The organism is Anaerobacillus alkaliphilus, assembly GCF_004116265.1.
GTDB classification, from domain to species: Bacteria; Bacillota; Bacilli; order Bacillales; family Anaerobacillaceae; genus Anaerobacillus; species Anaerobacillus alkaliphilus.
Genome location: NZ_QOUX01000046.1, coordinates 519,711 through 534,736, shown reverse-complemented (window position 1 = coordinate 534,736; position 15,026 = coordinate 519,711). Strand labels below are relative to the sequence as shown.

Sequence of the window (15,026 nt, the reverse complement as noted above, 5' to 3'; positions counted from 1 at the left end):
CCCTTTTTTATGTAATTATTAAGATCTAATGGTATTCATTTCACGTACAAAGCGAGAAGGGTTTGCTTTTTTTCCCCGTCTTTTCTGAGGGATTGAGACATATAAATGTTCCATTGCCCTAGTAACTGCAACATACATTAGTCTTCGTTCTTCTTCCAAAGGACCAAAATTACCTTCTCGAAGTGATTCTAAGGAGTAATCGTGCGGAAAGCCACCTTCTACCACATTCAGAATGTAAACTGTCTGAAATTCTAAGCCTTTGGCGCGATGAACGGTAAGCAATTGAATGCAATTATCGGACTCGCTTTGTGCTTTGTACTCTTTTGCTTTTAAAATCATATGGTCTACGTGTTGGAGGAAATCAGTAATTCTTTCATGACTAGAAGCAGCTACCTTTAAATCACGTAAATCATCAGAACCTTTGTCGATCACATTTCCTTCATTCCCATGCTTTTTAATATAGTCATTTAACCCCATTTCTTTCTCAATCCATTCAAGCGCTTCTTTTGGGGCAAAATTTCGTAACTGTTTGAAGAGTGGGATCATTTTTTTTAACTTTTTCTGTTGAAAAGGTTGTATATCAGTCAGTTTTTCTAAAGCTTCTAATAGGGAACAATCGTGTAAAATTGACATTGCTTTTAAGTCCCGTAAACTTGATTGCTTTATAAACAAAGCCCCTAATAACTCTTTAATTGAGTCTTGATCGTCCGGATGAAAGCTAAGTCTAAGATAAGCAAGAGCTTTTCGAACGGTTCGTCGTAAATAAAATGACTCACCATCAAACTCTACACTAAAAGGTAGGCTTGAAGAAACAAGCCTTTCAAACATAGCCCTTGAAGAAGAGTTAGTTCGAAATAGAATAGCAAAATCCCGAGGCTTTGCACCATTTTCTATTTTCTCTTTTATATCAGCTACAATCATCGTTGCTTCTTCTTCCTCATCATAGGGGAAAAATTGAATAGGCCGAAGGGAGCTATCACGGGCAGCAATGATTTGCTTATCTTTCCTAGTTTTATTATGCGAAATAATGTTTTTTCCGCTGGATACGATTGAATGATTCGATCGATAATTACAATTTAGGGATACTGTTTTTGCAGTTGGGAAGTCATCTTTGAAATTCAGTATGTAAGATGGGTCACTTCCTCTAAAACTATAGATGGACTGGTCATCATCACCAACGACACAAAGATTTTTAGATTTGTTTGCAAGTAGTGAAATAATGCTATATTGAACTTTATTAATGTCTTGGAATTCGTCTACTAGAATATAAGAAAACCTTTCTTGATACTTCTCAAGCAAGCCTTGATTTTCCACTAATAGTTGATAACATCCCACCAACATATCATCAAAATCAAAATATTGAGAGCTACTTTTTGAGAGTTCATAACGCTCATAGATCAACCTTACATTTTCTTCCCATTCAGTTTCGACCTCTATAATAGAAGGGTTTAGGAGTTGGTTTTTCCAATAGCTTATCTGTGATAATGCTTGATCGAAGGCGAATTCTTTATCATCTATTCCTAGGTCTTTCGTGGCCTCTTTAATGATTTGCTCACGCTGCCAGTCCCATTTCAAAAGTTTATTCGGTTGCCACTGAGAACTTTGGTGATGCATAAGCATTTTGTAAAAGATGCTATGAAACGTCCCTACAACCAAGGTATTCAAGTCCTGTTTTGTAACGCTTTTTATTAGATGCATTCGTTGTTTCATTTCTCTTGCTGCCTTTGAAGTGAAAGTAACCAAGAGCAACCGATTTGCAGGAATTTTCTTTTCCGTCATCATATATGCTGTTCGCGTTGTCAACACCCGAGTTTTGCCACTTCCTGCTCCTGCCAATACTAGTAATGGTCCCTCAGTAGTTGAAACGGCTGTCCATTGACTTTCATCTACCATATATGCGTCTTGCCTCTTAGTAACATTGGTTTGAGGGATGAATGAAGGAATGCTTTTTACAACATATGGTTCTTTCCAACAATCAATTAATGGCTTTTGTAGTGTTGCAACCCCACCATTTATTTCACGTTTCATTGGGAGGGTAAAACTTCCAACGTTTTTTGGTTGTTCGAATAAATCGGTCTTGGTTTCTAAAGCTGAAATACTTTCTTCGCAATTAAACATTTGCGAGGGATGAATGAATCTAGGTGGTTGAAGAATACTAATTTTCAGTCTGACATGCTGGCGACAACAGGGACAAGTAATTTCCCCCCTTTGACTTGCTAGAAAGTATTTCTGAAAATCAGCACGGTCTATTTTTGTTAAGTTAATTAGTTTTTCCTTAAATAAGGCGATGAACATTGAAAACCTCCATTAAACTTAAAAACTAGTAAGTAACTACTATATCAAAAAAAGGGGAAACATGTAAGGTAAGCGAGCATACAAATAAAAGGAAAGTTTACAACTAACTAAACAACGCTAGATAGGGAATTGGAGGGATGAGTCTGGGGTATATACCACCTGTTCGAGATGACCAATCAATTCAGTACGGATTACGTAAATATCAAGTGAGTGAAGGAATCGTGCCAGTAGCACCTGTTGCTAAAGGTTCATTTTATAGCTTACTAGCAGATCAGAATAGAAAGTACGTAAGCTCAACTCACACAAAGAAAAGTCCCAACCATAAAGAGCTGTCCAGAACGCTTTACAGTGAAATTACAGGAAAAGGGATGTATATTGATTTGGAAATCTAGAGGGTGGCTTTTCCCCCTCTAGATTTTTTTAAGCATTTGTACGTTGCCTTATAAAAGTATCATTGTAAATAATTTCAGAAATTTGCTTTGCAGAATTAGATATTTTTAGTTTTTTTGCATTTTCGGTCATTATACTATGATAGTGAGGATTAAAAATAATTCGTTCTAATAGTACCGGGATTTCTTCAACGATCTCTGCTTTAATAGCTGCCCCGTAATTCATTAGAAATTGACTGTTCTGTTCTTCTTGCCCTGGCAAAGGTTGAAAGATTAATACTGGAGTTTCACAAACCAGTGCCTCTGACATCGTGACTCCCCCAGCTTTTGAGATAATGACATCACTTGCTTTTAAATATTCCATAAACAGATTAGTAAATCCTAATATTCGTAACTTATGTTTACTTTTAAGCTTATCCATTTTTCCTTTAGCACGGCGGTTTTCACCAGTCACACAGATAATCTGAAGCTGTTCATTATAAGATTCTAATCCTGAGAGAATTTTAGTGAATTTGGCAAGGCCAACTCCACCACCTGCTACTAACACCGTTTTCAGATTTTCATCTAAATGAAGTCTTCTTCGTAATTCTTGCTTTGAGTATTGATCTATGTCTTCTCTAGGTGTCGGTATGCCTGTCGAATAAAAAAGCTGTGCATTTTGTTTGTAGACATTTGAATAATAACGTAAGTGTTCAGATGCAATAAAATAACCATCAACTTCATTGTGAACCGACATTGGATGAACAGCAAAGTCCGTTAATAATGCATAAAGCTTTAGAGGAAGTTGTTTCTTTCGGATTACATTTGCTAACATTGTTGTTGCTATTGGGTGCGTTGTGATGATTGTATCGGCTTCTTTTTCCTGTAATATTTGAAAAAGCTTATTTGTGAGAAATGCATTAAATTGTTTTAAGAAAATTGAATTAGGATTTTCTTCAGAGTATTGATACAGTTTTCCCCAAACACTTGGCCGATACCTTAGTAATCGTAAATAATTATCCAATACAACCTTGTGAAAAAGCTTATTGATTGCGTCAAACGTATCAATAATCTCAACCTCGAAATTTTTTGTTCGTAAATGGCTAAGAAGGACTTTGGAAACCTGATTATGACCGTTCCCAAATGAAACCGAAAAAATGATAATTTTCCTTTTATTCATGGTAATAAAACCCTTTCATAAAGAGGATATAAACTATATTTCATCCATATCATGTTTCGTTTATTATTAGGAAAACTGTAAAAATCATGCATGAAATTTAAATGGTTTTTCAGGGAACGTAAAAATCTCTTAATAAAAAAAACGATAAGCATTAAGCTTAATCGTTTTAGGGTTCATTAATTATCATTTCCTTTTTTTATCATTGTAACATGTGGAATGCCTGCATCCAGGAACTCTTCTGAGTATACTTCATAGCCAAGTTTACGATAAAACTCAATTGCTTGGACCTGGGCATTCAACTTGAATGAATGTAATCCAACGGATTTTCCTTCAGCTTCAATAGCTTCCATTAGGATCTTACCAATACCCTTAGAGCGGTAATCGTTATCAATACAGATACGTTCAACTTTCCCAAAGCCATCAAGTTCACGTAAGCGACCAGCACCTATTGGCTTTCCATCGTCATATATGACGAAATGTGTTGCTATATCCTCAAACTGATCAATTTCTTCTTCTGGAGGAACTTGTTGTTCTTCAACGAAAACTTTAACCCTAACAGAGTATGCGTCTTCTAATTGAGTTGTGTTTGCTACTTTTACAACTTTCATTATTAACTATCCTTTCCTAACAGAAAAGTTTCATATACTGTCCAAGAACCATTGTCTAATTGATAAAGAAGTTGTATACGGTCACAGATTTCTTCGTGATTAATTGACTCCATACGCAGTCTTCCTAACACATCATGAAACTCGTCATCTTCAAGATCTTGACCAACCGTGATATGTGGTACAAATTGATACGCTTGTTCTTGCTCAAGTACCCCTGTATTTAGTTTCTTCTGAAGAGAAATAAGTTCCTCGGATTCTTGGACACCCATATAAATTGTATTATTCATAGGGTTAAACGCACTATATTTAAATACATGCAATGTGAACGGGTTAACTTCCTTAACAATTTTTTTTATTTCACCAATTAACGTTTTCGCATCTTCTGTTTCAAACGCTTCTTTTAGGGTGATATGAGGTGGAATTAGCGCGTAGTGGGAGTCATAACGTGCCCGCAATGAATTTGCCTTATCCTGTAGTTGCTTTGATGGAAAGATTGCTACTCCGTATTTCATTTACATTCCTCCTAGAAATCATTTATTTTAGCATTGATATGAGTGCTTTACCTAAATCTTGTTGCCAGTACGTCCAAGTGTGGTCTCCATTAAATTCTTCGTACATGACCTCAATTCCTTTTTCTTTTGCTAACTGATAAAAATTTCGATTAGGAGTTAAGAAGTCTTTTGTAGCGCCCTTTGTTGTCACTACTTCTGTTTCATGGATCCCAATCGTATGGTAGAAACGGAGAAGCTCAGGCTTAGTAAATGAACTTAGAGCGTCTAGCGTTTTCTGATCAATATATGGTGATTGAGCAATGACCTGTCCAAAAGTATGTGGATATTCTAGCGCAGCGTGTATGCTTACTGTTGCTGCAAGTGAGTCACCAAGTAGAGTTCTTCCGTTGGCAAGCTCAAATGTATGATATTTTCTCTCAATGTGAGGTATAACCTCTTCAGCTAAAAAGCGGATGTATTCCTTGTTTTTAGAGCCATTAGGAGAGTATTTATTATATCGGTCTTCAATTGAATGGTATGGGATCATCACCACAATACAATTTTGTATTTGTTTTTCCTCTAGAAGTACGTCGGTGAGAGTAGCCAGTTTTCCTTTCTGAAGGTAATCATCTCCGTCTTGGGCGATTACTAATTGATACGTATAAAGTGTTGAAAAATTCCCAGGTAGATAAACTTTCAAATGTATTTTTTCCTGCAAAAAACGACTATCTATATAGTCATCAATAATTTTCCCTTTCAACGTCACAAACAAACCCTCCTGTTAGCTCAACTAGTTCAATATGATAATAATATACCATTTTTATCTTTTGAAAACGAAACTTAAGCTCTGACTTACAACAAATGAAGAAAAACTGGATCTGTGGTAGAATAAAGGTATTCTTTCTTAAAGGAGGGCTCTAAATGAAATATGTTGAACCAGTACATTGTCATATTGTTGAAAAGGCAGCTAGAGACTTACTAAAAGAACGTGGTGTAGAAATGATTGATATTGCAGAGATTGTCTATAAAATGCAAATTCAATATACGGAAACATTGACAATCGAGGAATGTATCGAAAGTGTTGATAGAGTATTAGAAAAGCGTGAAATCCAACATGCTATTTTAGTAGGTGTTGAGCTAGATAAGCTAGCAGAGAAAGGGATGCTTTCAGAACCACTCCAATCAATTGTGGCAATGGATGAAGGGCTTTTTGGGGTAGATGAAACGATTGCCCTTGGAAGTGTTTTTGGTTATGGGAGTATTGCAGTAACAACTTTTGGTTTTTTAGATAAAGAAAAGACAGGAATTATTAAAGAGCTAGATAAAAAAGGTAGTCAAGTTAATACCTTTTTAGATGACCTGATTTGTAGTGTTGCTGCGAATGCCTCAAGTCGACTTGCTCATCGTCTACGTGATCGTCAGGAAAAACTTAGAGAAGATGAGATTAATAGACGAGATTCTGAAGAGAGAATTGGCTAACTTCAGTCTCAAGATGCTATGATATGCTATGATAAAAATTAGCGTATTGGAAATAATATGTATATCTTTATTGGGGAGAGATACACATATGAAGGCCACTCGATGGATTTACTGGAAACAAATATTTCAATCTAAATTTCAAGCTAGTTGCCTAAAGGCAAAACTTGAGGAAAATTGGCGTGGTGGATATGAACTGCCACCTTGGGTAGAAATCCGCAAGCTAGCAGAACAGAAATATGTAGTTCGCTACACGTATGATGAATAGTCAGGAAAAGCAGTCTTCGTACTGCTTTTCCGACAACAAACTTGACAAAATCATGGGTAAGTTATATGATGAATATAACTTATTTGACTCGTTAGCTCAGTGGGAGAGCACTTGCTTGACAGGCAAGGGGTCGTTGGTTCAAGTCCAATACGGGTCACCATACATAACAATCAAAACCCTTACAATTTGTAAGGGTTTTTTAATCTTCTAAATTTTTGATTGGAATACGATTTTCTTGATGCTGACCAGTTAGAAGTCGGTAAAGATGAATGATTAATAATCCATGTTTATACTCAGCGTCTACTTTATCTTCTCGTACAGTATATGGTAATTCAATGACCCGTTTGAAGTTAGCATTTTCAAATTCCTGTTGTGTTGATCGAAAGTTCTCAAATTCTATATTAAAATAGCCACCTACACTAACGATATTTCCTTGGACCTTCAATGAAATTGTATCTACATCTTTAATCCCCGGCAAGAAGACTACACATAGAATTTCATTAATTCCCTCGTACAGATTTACTTTTACTTCCTTATTTTGTTCTTGACTATTGTCAAAGAGATGGTGAAAACTTTTGAAGAAATTTTGATCAAAAGTTTTTTGGAACGGCTTCATCCATTCCATTAGTTCACGGTCCATGGGATCACCACCTTTAGATAATACAATGTGTAAATGATAGAGTCTTAGAGAAACCCTATCATTTACACATTACCAGCTTGATTTTGGTCAACTACATCTGGGTCTAAGACATTATTCATATTAAGTCCATTGTTAACAATTGTGAAGTCACCAGAGTTACCACCACCTGAACCAGAAACAGATTTAGAAACACTCTTTGGCGATATGTTGAGCGTATCGCCAAAATTAATGACTCCACCGTTTTCATTAATCTTGAAAGGTCCTCCAACAATTGCAGGCATATAAACACACCTTTTTTCATCCGTATTAATACATAGTGTATGTGATGAATTTAGTTAGGTTACAATCCTATTATAATTCCTCACGAACCCTTTCAATTTGCCTTATATGCTTAATTCTTGATTCTGCTTGGATATTTTGTGTAGAACCGATATGGTATACACTAGATCCCGAAACACTTGTTATTTGTATGTGTTTTGCTTTGATAAAGCTCGATTGGTTAAATCGATTTATTAAAACTTGTTCGGTAACGGGTAAGTGAGGTAGAGTGATGGTGAAAATACGATATGCTTCAAAGTTTCCTTCTTTACCATAAAAAAATTCCACTTGTCTTTGTACTGCTAAAGCCCAATTTTGAGGTGTAATTTGAACTGAGTCCCCAATTTGAAATACAGAGCTTAAACCCAAGTTTCGTAAAAGCGTGCTACTGACTACAGATGTTCTATGCATACAATAACAATCCTATTCATCTTCCAAAATAAGGGGTACGAATGGGCCGATAATTAAAGATTCAGGTGGGGTATCAAAAACGGATGACAATGAAATGTTGTTTGTATCACCTATTAAAAAAATTGAGGAAGAGGCAACACCTCTAATTTTAATATCACCTACAGAAATATCGTGGTTAACAACGGTAAAGTTCATAGTTTTACTCTCCTTTCTGAGGCAAGTGTTTAATAAACTGTTCAATAGTTTTATTTATATCATTTGTAATCTTGGTAATAGTCGTCTGTTCTATTTCTTTTAAACCTAGCTCATCAGCTTCTACTGTATTTAATCCTCGTAAATAGTAATGGATCCGCGGTTCAATTTGTTTACGTACGTCATCAATAATGAAATTACGGTAGGAAGTTTCTAAATGGTTATTATACTGTTGCTCTATAGCAGCCATGACGTCATAACAATCGTTATTTAAGTACTGGAATACGGCATTTTTTACATTTTCAAATAGAAATGGATTTTGCTGTGCTGTTGCTGGTAAATTAACACTGTTTCGACTAACTGTAAAATCTTCTATGGAAGTTGGTTCAATGCCACCAGTCGGTGTGATACCAATATTTAGAGTTCCCTCTAATCGTTCTACTTTTAACTGATCAAATTTATATTCGATACGTTCGACTTTACCGGAATTTTCCTTCCTCATCGTCTCTATATTTGCTTTGAGATCTTCTATCAATAGTTCTAAATGATCAATCTTTCTTTGTTGTACTTCTAAATATTGATATAACTGTTGAATTGATGTTATAAAGTCATAGTTGTAGTACATAAAATTCCTCCTATCCCATACTTTTCTAAATTAATAACTAAAGTAACGTTGGTGTAACTGGCGCTGGTGGTACAAGAGGGATTAATGGAGTTGTTGGTTCTCCGCTTCCAACTTCCCAAAGTTGTGCAGGAAGGGGACCTGGTTCGGTAAATCCCCCTGTATTGTAAAGATTAGACAATGATCTAATCATCCCCGCGCTTCCAATTTGTAAGACAGACGAGTTTGAGACACTATCAACTCTAAAATTGTTAATTTGAATTGTTTGGTTAATATAGAAGTTCATATAGATACCCCTAACCTAAAGGATTGTACTGATATTTCCATCAGCAAAATCTTTATCATACGTATTTGTTGTACTATGCTCGTTTCGCACATTTAAATTATCGCCTGTATTAAACGATCCAGCGCCAGCAAATGTTTTTGCTGAACTAACAGGCGATATAGTGAATACATCGCCTATATTAAACACCGCACTAGAACCCATGGCATTTATTTTTATTGCTCCAACAATTGCAGGCATACAAATCCGTCCTTTTTCTTTTTAATGATAGTAATAAGGTATGTGAATGCCTATAAATTGTGAAATGATTACTTATTATTGGAGGTTTTTAAATAGTTACTTAGAGAAATTTCCTTCTTACCTATATTCGTATAAAAATTGGACACTAATCATGCCAAATATTTTGTTCTTAAGACTTAAAAAGGCGTTTTCCTCAATTCTTTCTTTTTCAGTACAAGTAATTAACCTTTCTTTAGTTTTTACATATAGTGGTACTATGAAAATTTTTAAAAAGCCTATAGTTCTCTAGGTTATGATAAAAGGGAGGTAACTGCTGTGAGTAATAATCCGTTATTTGACAATATTCAGAAAAAAACTGGTGTTAATATGGGAGAAGTATTAAAGTTAGTAAATTCCATTCAAAATGCGAATTTTAAAGATGAGGCAACAGTAAGGCAAATTATTAAACAGGTTGGGCAAATTGCAAACAAACCTGTTAATAAGGAAACCGAAGATCGCCTGGTAAATACAATTATTAATAACACTGAGCAAGTCAACTTTAATACAATCGCAAAAATGTTAGACAAGAAAAAATAAATCATGTTTATGAAGATGACTTATTCATTAAGTCATCTGTTTTTTTTGAAATATTGTAAAGCTTCTCTTTTGTTTTCACCAATTTATACGATATAGTAGGATTGTAAAGGAGGTTATTGTGTGTTAAGACAAAGAATAATTAGTTTAGTTGTACTTATAGTAGCTATTGGTTTCATTTCTTATGCTGTTGTAACAAACCAATCACCAAAGGTAGGAGCTGAAAAAGGTATGCTCGCTCCGGATTTCACTCTACCGCTTTGGGAAACAGGAGAGCAAGCCTCACTTTCTTCATATAGAGGAGAAATTGTTGTCTTAAACTTATGGGCTTCATGGTGTCCACCTTGTCGAAAGGAAATGCCTGACTTAATCCGCTTACACGAAGATTATAAAAATCAAGGTGTTGTTGTATTAGGTGTCAACCTTGCCACACATGAGCGTGATGAAAATGGAGTCGAAGAGTTTATGAATGAATTTAAAGTGAACTTTCCTACCTTTATTGATCAACCTATTGATCAGGTTAATCGTAGAGGAGTTGTTGCATCCTCATATAACATTCAAAGTATTCCCTATACATATATAATTGATTCCAATGGTAGAATTGCTCACGTAATTAGAGGGGAAGTGACTTACGGGATGTTAGAAACCTTAATAAAGGAACTTTAAAGGAGAAGTCACATGAAATTGTGACTTCTTTTTTTAAAACATTCTTTATAAGAAAAATAATTATTGAAAATACTTAGTAATTAATGGTAAAGTTGTGTTATAATACAGATTAAACTGTTATCTATCAACAATCAAAAGGGGGATTATCTTAATGGAGAATTATGTAAAATATGGAGATCTTATGGTTGCGTCTGTCTTGGCGGAATTTGTCAATCAGCAAGCAATTCCAGGTACAGGTCTTTCGGTTGATAAATTTTGGAGCGGGTTTCAAACCTTAATCGAAGAACTAGCACCAGAAAATGAGCGTCTCTTAAAGAAGCGTGAGGAGTTGCAACATAAACTTAATGAGTGGCATAGGGAACATAGAGATCATTTTCGTACAGAAGAGTATACATCCTTTTTAGAAAAGATTGGATATCTAGAACCAGTTGTAGAGGATTTTACAATTAGAACTGAGAATGTTGATGATGAAATTGTGCGACAAGCAGGTCCACAGTTGGTAGTTCCTGTGAATAATGCTAGGTATGCGATTAATGCAGCAAATGCACGCTGGGGAAGTCTTTATGATGCCTTTTATGGTACGGATGTAATAGGTGATGAAGATGGGATGGAGAGGGGGAGTAGCTATAACCCTTTGCGAGGTCAGAGAGTGATTTCAATGGCGAAAGAATTCCTCGATACTACAATTCCTCTACAAATTGGTAGCCATAAAGATGTTGTTACCTACTCTGTAGCCAACAATTATTTAGAAGCACATTTTATAGACGGAAGTACAACCCTTTTAGCTGAGCCGAAGCAATTTTTAGGTTACCAAGGAATAATGGAAAAACCCGAAACATTATTGTTTAAGAATAACAATCTACATTTTGAAATTTGCATCGACTATAACCACCCTATTGGAGCAAGTGATAAAGCTGGTGTAAAAGATATTGTGTTGGAGTCTGCTCTAACAACAATCATGGATTTTGAGGATTCTGTCGCAGCAGTAGATGCTATGGATAAAGTAGAGGTATACAATAATTGGTTGGGCTTAATGAAAGGAAACTTAACAGCAACCTTTCAAAAAGGTGAGAAAACGATAGTACGTCGTTTAAATGAAGATAAAACCTATAGGGACTGTTCGGGTTCGGAATTCTCTTTACGGGGTCGTTCTTTACTGTTAGCTAGAAATGTTGGTCACTTAATGACATCCGAGGCAATTCTATATGGCGATGAAAAAGAAATACCAGAGGGTATTATGGATGGTGTTATATCAGGTTTAATAGCTAAGCACGATTTGTTAGGAACGGGTAATTATCTGAACTCTAAGAAGGGCTCAGTTTATATTGTGAAACCAAAGATGCATGGTTCTGACGAGGTGGAATTTGCCAATCAATTATTTAACTGCATTGAAGATCTACTTGAACTAAAAAGAAACACATTAAAGATTGGTGTCATGGACGAAGAACGAAGAACCACTTTAAATTTGAAGAATTGTATCAATAAAGTAAAAGACCGTCTTGTCTTTATAAATACCGGTTTCCTAGACCGAACGGGAGATGAAATTCATACGTCTATGGAAGCGGGACCGATGATACGCAAAAATGATATGAGATCATCTAAGTGGTTAAAAGCGTATGAGGTTGCAAACGTTGTCGTTGGAATTAACGCAGGTTTACCTGGTCGTGCACAAATAGGCAAAGGTATGTGGGCAATGCCTGACTTAATGGCAGAAATGGTTAAGCAAAAGATTGGTCATCTTAAAGCAGGTGCAAACACTGCCTGGGTACCTTCACCGACTGCAGCGACGTTACATGCCCTTCATTATCACGAATTAAATGTAGCGAAAATTCATGATTCTTTTAAAACTGAGATAGATAACCTCCGTACGGAAATCCTAACATTTCCGGTAGATAATACTGGCAACTGGAGTGCTGAAGAAATTCAACAAGAGCTTAATAATAATGCTCAAGGTATTCTCGGGTATGTTGTAAGATGGGTAGAACAAGGAATTGGTTGCTCGAAAGTACCGGATATTAATAATATTGGTCTGATGGAAGATAGAGCAACTCTTCGTATATCTAGCCAGCATTTGGCAAATTGGCTACATCACGGGATTTGCTCCACGGAGCAAGTGATGGAAACGTTAGAAAGAATGGCTAGCGTAGTCGACGAACAAAATCTAGATGATCCAAATTATTGTCCAATGTCAGCGGATTATCAAAATTCAATTGCCTTTCAAGCAGCCTGTGAGTTAGTGTTTGAAGGTGTTCGGCAGCCAAGTGGTTATACTGAACCGATCCTGCATCGCCGTAGATTAGAAGCAAAAAGGAAACAAGAAGTAAGCGTGAGTAAGTAGAATTGTAGCTGAAGCATTTTCCAAAGAAGGAAGGTGTTTCAGCTTTTTTCGTAAAAATTGGAGATAATCCTTAAATGTGTCATGACCTTCTGGCTCTAGAGAGTATTCAATATTACCTTTTTCAACCATTGCTATTTTAATTATTATTCTCTAGAATTTAAATCAACAGTACTAGGAGGGACATGAGTATGAATAAATTTCCCTAGCTTATTGCAAGACTTACAAGATGATTATTCACAATTGTTAGGACTATCGGTAATTATTACTGATAGCTTAGGAAACCTTGTTACAAACCCTTCGTATACCACCCCACTTTCGATAAAGATAATGGCTGAGAGAGCTAAATCCTCAGAAGACATTCGCAGTATTTTAAATCCTTATTTACATATTGAGGATTCTATTATTTTTGAGGGGACTACCTCTATCTATGTTGGTATGAGGTTTATTATTACGCCAATGGAGCTCAGCGGATTGTCAAATAAGTACTATATTTTTTGTGGCCCGTTTGTAGATTGTGCGGATACTAAGAAGTTGATACTTGAAAACTCTGTGGAGATGGAAGAATTAAAAGAGGTTAAAGTTGTTGATGAATGTTTACTAAAACAAGTTTTAAAACAATTACACCATTTTGCAGTCGTATCTAATGAGATTTTGTTATTACAATATAGGAATGAATTAGAAGCGAAATTGTTTCAAATTAATAATCAAATTGATCAATGTCCTTCAATTAGTGAAGGGCATCTCCCGGAAATTCTTGATGAAGTCTACTATATTTTTAACAAAAGAGTGGCTGAAAACCAATTTCAGTTGGGGTTTGACCTATTTGGTTTTGCTAAACCAATGAACAATGAAAAATATGAGATTATTTTTTCTAAAGGTCAAAATGCCGAAAGACTAAACGGGGTAACTTTTTTTATTGGTGAGAGCTTTTTAGGGCAAGCTGTCACATTAAATGAAAGTAAATACTGGAAGGACATAACAAAAGATCCTAGAAACCTATTTTTCAAAAAACGTGGAGTAGATATACTACAATTAATATGTATACCTATAGTATACCAGTCTAATAATTTTGGACTTATTTTTATTGGTTTAAATAAGCGTACGAGGACATTAGATCACTATATTCATCACGGCTCTCTTTTGGCTAATCGTTTATCCAAGAAGCTTTATATCTCTAGTAGAAATAGTAGGGTGGACGTTTTAAATAAGCAACTACTAATGCTAAAAGAGCTGTTAGAAGTCATCGTTAAGCAAGGTAAGTCTAGTTTAGAGGCAATATTACACGTGCTAGATATTATAAGAGAATATGCTCATTCAGATGATATTGGTGTTGTCTATCAATTAGAAGGCAAACTGAACGTAATTACTAGAGCCTTAGCCGTTAAGACAAACGATTTGAAAGATTTTTTTCTTAATTATCAGACTAAATTAGAACAGCCCAAAGATAAACTCTACTTTGAAATGGTGTTACCTACCGCAATTTTAATTGGACTACCAATCAGGGAGTATCATACAGACCTAGAAGGACTGCTCGTTTTTAAGGTTAAAAAAGAATATGGAATAGATGATTTCGAATTTTTACTAGATTTACGTGATCTTGTTCAAGGTGTACTTAGTAGGACTAAATTAGATCTTAATATAGGAATTAAATCCTATAGCGATGCTGATAATCTCGAAAATTCAGTAGAAATGCTTGATGAGCAGATGTATAGCGATGAAATTGCAAATATTAAACCTATTATTGACCAACTAGCGTTAACAAATCGTGAAAAAGAAGTATTATTTTTAGTGCTAGAAGGTTTTAATAATCAAGAAATAGCTGAAAAGTTATATATAAGTGTTCATACCGTGAAAAACCATATTACAAACATCTTCAAAAAGTTAAACGTTCAAGATCGTGCTCAAGCGTTTGCATTAATTTACAAGATAAAATACACGATGAACGTGGAATAAAAACTCGGATCTTCCGGGTTTTTTTATTTAAGCCTCCATAAATAGGAATAATAGCTAATTGAAATAATTCGTTATTAGGGTCAAAATATAGTAAACAATGTTGA

The 15,026-nt window shown here is 35.4% G+C and carries 19 protein-coding genes and 1 tRNA gene; 8 read left to right on the top strand and 12 right to left on the bottom strand.

Annotation, left to right across the window (positions count from 1 at the left end):
• Positions 1 to 18: 18 nt before the first annotated feature.
• The gene (locus DS745_RS17840; RefSeq protein WP_129079577.1) at positions 19 to 2,295 is read right to left on the bottom strand and encodes an ATP-dependent helicase; all 2,277 of its coding nucleotides are present in this window, start codon (positions 2,293 to 2,295) and stop codon (positions 19 to 21) included.
• A 137-nt stretch (positions 2,296 to 2,432) separates the two neighbouring features.
• On the opposite strand from DS745_RS17840, the gene DS745_RS17835 reads away from it, so the two are divergent.
• A complete protein-coding gene (locus DS745_RS17835; RefSeq protein ID WP_129079576.1) occupies positions 2,433 to 2,687 on the top strand; it encodes a hypothetical protein in 255 nt (84 codons plus the stop codon).
• A 28-nt stretch (positions 2,688 to 2,715) separates the two neighbouring features.
• Here the strand turns inward: DS745_RS17835 and DS745_RS17830 are convergent, their stop codons facing one another.
• From DS745_RS17830 to DS745_RS17815, 4 genes are all read right to left on the bottom strand, one after another.
• Positions 2,716 to 3,843: an MGDG synthase family glycosyltransferase gene (locus DS745_RS17830; RefSeq protein WP_129079575.1), complete on the bottom strand. Its 1,128-nt coding sequence runs from the start codon at positions 3,841 to 3,843 to the stop codon at positions 2,716 to 2,718.
• A gap of 176 nt (positions 3,844 to 4,019) precedes the next feature.
• Positions 4,020 to 4,451, bottom strand: coding sequence for a GNAT family N-acetyltransferase (locus DS745_RS17825; RefSeq protein ID WP_129079574.1), 432 nt, complete (start codon positions 4,449 to 4,451; stop codon positions 4,020 to 4,022).
• A gap of 2 nt (positions 4,452 to 4,453) precedes the next feature.
• On the bottom strand, positions 4,454 to 4,963 hold the full coding sequence (locus DS745_RS17820) for a YjcG family protein (protein ID WP_129079573.1): 510 nt from the start codon (positions 4,961 to 4,963) through the stop codon (positions 4,454 to 4,456).
• Between the two features lie 22 nt (positions 4,964 to 4,985).
• Entirely contained in the window at positions 4,986 to 5,708 is a 723-nt protein-coding gene (locus DS745_RS17815; RefSeq protein ID WP_196121280.1) for an alpha/beta hydrolase, read from the bottom strand.
• Between the two features lie 155 nt (positions 5,709 to 5,863).
• Here DS745_RS17815 and DS745_RS17810 point away from each other — a divergent pair, with 155 nt between their 5' ends.
• The 3 genes from DS745_RS17810 to DS745_RS17805 all read left to right on the top strand — a co-directional run bounded on the left by DS745_RS17810 (position 5,864) and on the right by DS745_RS17805 (position 6,846).
• A complete protein-coding gene (locus tag DS745_RS17810) occupies positions 5,864 to 6,421 on the top strand; it encodes a phosphatidylglycerophosphatase A family protein (protein WP_129079571.1) in 558 nt (185 codons plus the stop codon).
• Positions 6,422 to 6,509: 88 nt separating this feature from the next.
• Positions 6,510 to 6,686: a hypothetical protein gene (locus DS745_RS24945; protein ID WP_196121279.1), complete on the top strand. Its 177-nt coding sequence runs from the start codon at positions 6,510 to 6,512 to the stop codon at positions 6,684 to 6,686.
• Positions 6,687 to 6,771: 85 nt separating this feature from the next.
• A tRNA-Val gene (locus DS745_RS17805) sits at positions 6,772 to 6,846 on the top strand.
• Between the two features lie 39 nt (positions 6,847 to 6,885).
• Here the strand turns inward: DS745_RS17805 and DS745_RS17800 are convergent.
• The 7 genes from DS745_RS17800 to DS745_RS17770 all read right to left on the bottom strand — a co-directional run bounded on the left by DS745_RS17800 (position 6,886) and on the right by DS745_RS17770 (position 9,392).
• Positions 6,886 to 7,326, bottom strand: a complete 441-nt coding sequence (locus DS745_RS17800) for an Hsp20/alpha crystallin family protein (RefSeq protein WP_129079570.1) — start codon at positions 7,324 to 7,326, stop codon at positions 6,886 to 6,888.
• A 62-nt stretch (positions 7,327 to 7,388) separates the two neighbouring features.
• Positions 7,389 to 7,607 (bottom strand): spore germination protein, encoded by a 219-nt coding sequence (locus DS745_RS17795; protein ID WP_129079569.1) that lies wholly within the window; start codon positions 7,605 to 7,607, stop codon positions 7,389 to 7,391.
• Positions 7,608 to 7,677: 70 nt separating this feature from the next.
• Positions 7,678 to 8,055 carry a spore germination protein GerPE gene (locus DS745_RS17790; protein ID WP_129079568.1) on the bottom strand — a complete coding sequence of 126 codons (378 nt, stop codon included), beginning with the start codon at positions 8,053 to 8,055 and terminating at the stop codon, positions 7,678 to 7,680.
• A 12-nt stretch (positions 8,056 to 8,067) separates the two neighbouring features.
• On the bottom strand, positions 8,068 to 8,250 hold the full coding sequence (locus DS745_RS17785; protein ID WP_129079567.1) for a spore gernimation protein GerPD: 183 nt from the start codon (positions 8,248 to 8,250) through the stop codon (positions 8,068 to 8,070).
• A gap of 4 nt (positions 8,251 to 8,254) precedes the next feature.
• A complete protein-coding gene (gerPC, locus tag DS745_RS17780; RefSeq protein WP_129079566.1) occupies positions 8,255 to 8,872 on the bottom strand; it encodes a spore germination protein GerPC in 618 nt (205 codons plus the stop codon).
• A 37-nt stretch (positions 8,873 to 8,909) separates the two neighbouring features.
• Positions 8,910 to 9,155: a spore germination protein GerPB gene (locus DS745_RS17775; protein ID WP_129079565.1), complete on the bottom strand. Its 246-nt coding sequence runs from the start codon at positions 9,153 to 9,155 to the stop codon at positions 8,910 to 8,912.
• A 15-nt stretch (positions 9,156 to 9,170) separates the two neighbouring features.
• Positions 9,171 to 9,392: a spore germination protein gene (locus DS745_RS17770; RefSeq protein ID WP_129079564.1), complete on the bottom strand. Its 222-nt coding sequence runs from the start codon at positions 9,390 to 9,392 to the stop codon at positions 9,171 to 9,173.
• A gap of 315 nt (positions 9,393 to 9,707) precedes the next feature.
• Here DS745_RS17770 and spoVIF point away from each other — a divergent pair, with 315 nt between their 5' ends.
• The 4 genes from spoVIF (at position 9,708) to DS745_RS25025 (ending at position 14,922) form a co-directional block, all read left to right on the top strand.
• The gene (gene spoVIF / locus DS745_RS17765) at positions 9,708 to 9,968 is read left to right on the top strand and encodes a sporulation-specific transcription regulator SpoVIF (protein ID WP_129079563.1); all 261 of its coding nucleotides are present in this window, start codon (positions 9,708 to 9,710) and stop codon (positions 9,966 to 9,968) included.
• 120 nt (positions 9,969 to 10,088) lie between these two features.
• Positions 10,089 to 10,631 (top strand): TlpA family protein disulfide reductase, encoded by a 543-nt coding sequence (locus DS745_RS17760; protein WP_129079562.1) that lies wholly within the window; start codon positions 10,089 to 10,091, stop codon positions 10,629 to 10,631.
• Between the two features lie 151 nt (positions 10,632 to 10,782).
• Entirely contained in the window at positions 10,783 to 12,969 is a 2,187-nt protein-coding gene (locus DS745_RS17755) for a malate synthase G (RefSeq protein WP_129079561.1), read from the top strand.
• A gap of 240 nt (positions 12,970 to 13,209) precedes the next feature.
• Entirely contained in the window at positions 13,210 to 14,922 is a 1,713-nt protein-coding gene (locus DS745_RS25025; protein WP_206662938.1) for a response regulator transcription factor, read from the top strand.
• The last annotated feature ends 104 nt before the right edge of the window (positions 14,923 to 15,026 follow it).

Excerpts from the sequence above, each read along its gene's own strand:
- DS745_RS17840 (WP_129079577.1), bottom strand. The coding sequence starts at position 2,295 with ATGTTCATCGCCTTATTTAAGGAAAAACTAATTAACTTAACAAAAATA.
- DS745_RS17835 (WP_129079576.1), top strand. The coding sequence starts at position 2,433 with ATGAGTCTGGGGTATATACCACCTGTTCGAGATGACCAATCAATTCAG.
- DS745_RS17830 (WP_129079575.1), bottom strand. The coding sequence starts at position 3,843 with ATGAATAAAAGGAAAATTATCATTTTTTCGGTTTCATTTGGGAACGGT.
- DS745_RS17825 (WP_129079574.1), bottom strand. The coding sequence starts at position 4,451 with ATGAAAGTTGTAAAAGTAGCAAACACAACTCAATTAGAAGACGCATAC.
- DS745_RS17820 (WP_129079573.1), bottom strand. The coding sequence starts at position 4,963 with ATGAAATACGGAGTAGCAATCTTTCCATCAAAGCAACTACAGGATAAG.
- DS745_RS17810 (WP_129079571.1), top strand. The coding sequence starts at position 5,864 with ATGAAATATGTTGAACCAGTACATTGTCATATTGTTGAAAAGGCAGCT.
- DS745_RS24945 (WP_196121279.1), top strand. The coding sequence starts at position 6,510 with ATGAAGGCCACTCGATGGATTTACTGGAAACAAATATTTCAATCTAAA.
- DS745_RS17800 (WP_129079570.1), bottom strand. The coding sequence starts at position 7,326 with ATGGACCGTGAACTAATGGAATGGATGAAGCCGTTCCAAAAAACTTTT.
- DS745_RS17795 (WP_129079569.1), bottom strand. The coding sequence starts at position 7,607 with ATGCCTGCAATTGTTGGAGGACCTTTCAAGATTAATGAAAACGGTGGA.
- DS745_RS17790 (WP_129079568.1), bottom strand. The coding sequence starts at position 8,055 with ATGCATAGAACATCTGTAGTCAGTAGCACGCTTTTACGAAACTTGGGT.
- DS745_RS17785 (WP_129079567.1), bottom strand. The coding sequence starts at position 8,250 with ATGAACTTTACCGTTGTTAACCACGATATTTCTGTAGGTGATATTAAA.
- gerPC (WP_129079566.1), bottom strand. The coding sequence starts at position 8,872 with ATGTACTACAACTATGACTTTATAACATCAATTCAACAGTTATATCAA.
- DS745_RS17775 (WP_129079565.1), bottom strand. The coding sequence starts at position 9,155 with ATGAACTTCTATATTAACCAAACAATTCAAATTAACAATTTTAGAGTT.
- DS745_RS17770 (WP_129079564.1), bottom strand. The coding sequence starts at position 9,392 with ATGCCTGCAATTGTTGGAGCAATAAAAATAAATGCCATGGGTTCTAGT.
- DS745_RS17755 (WP_129079561.1), top strand. The coding sequence starts at position 10,783 with ATGGAGAATTATGTAAAATATGGAGATCTTATGGTTGCGTCTGTCTTG.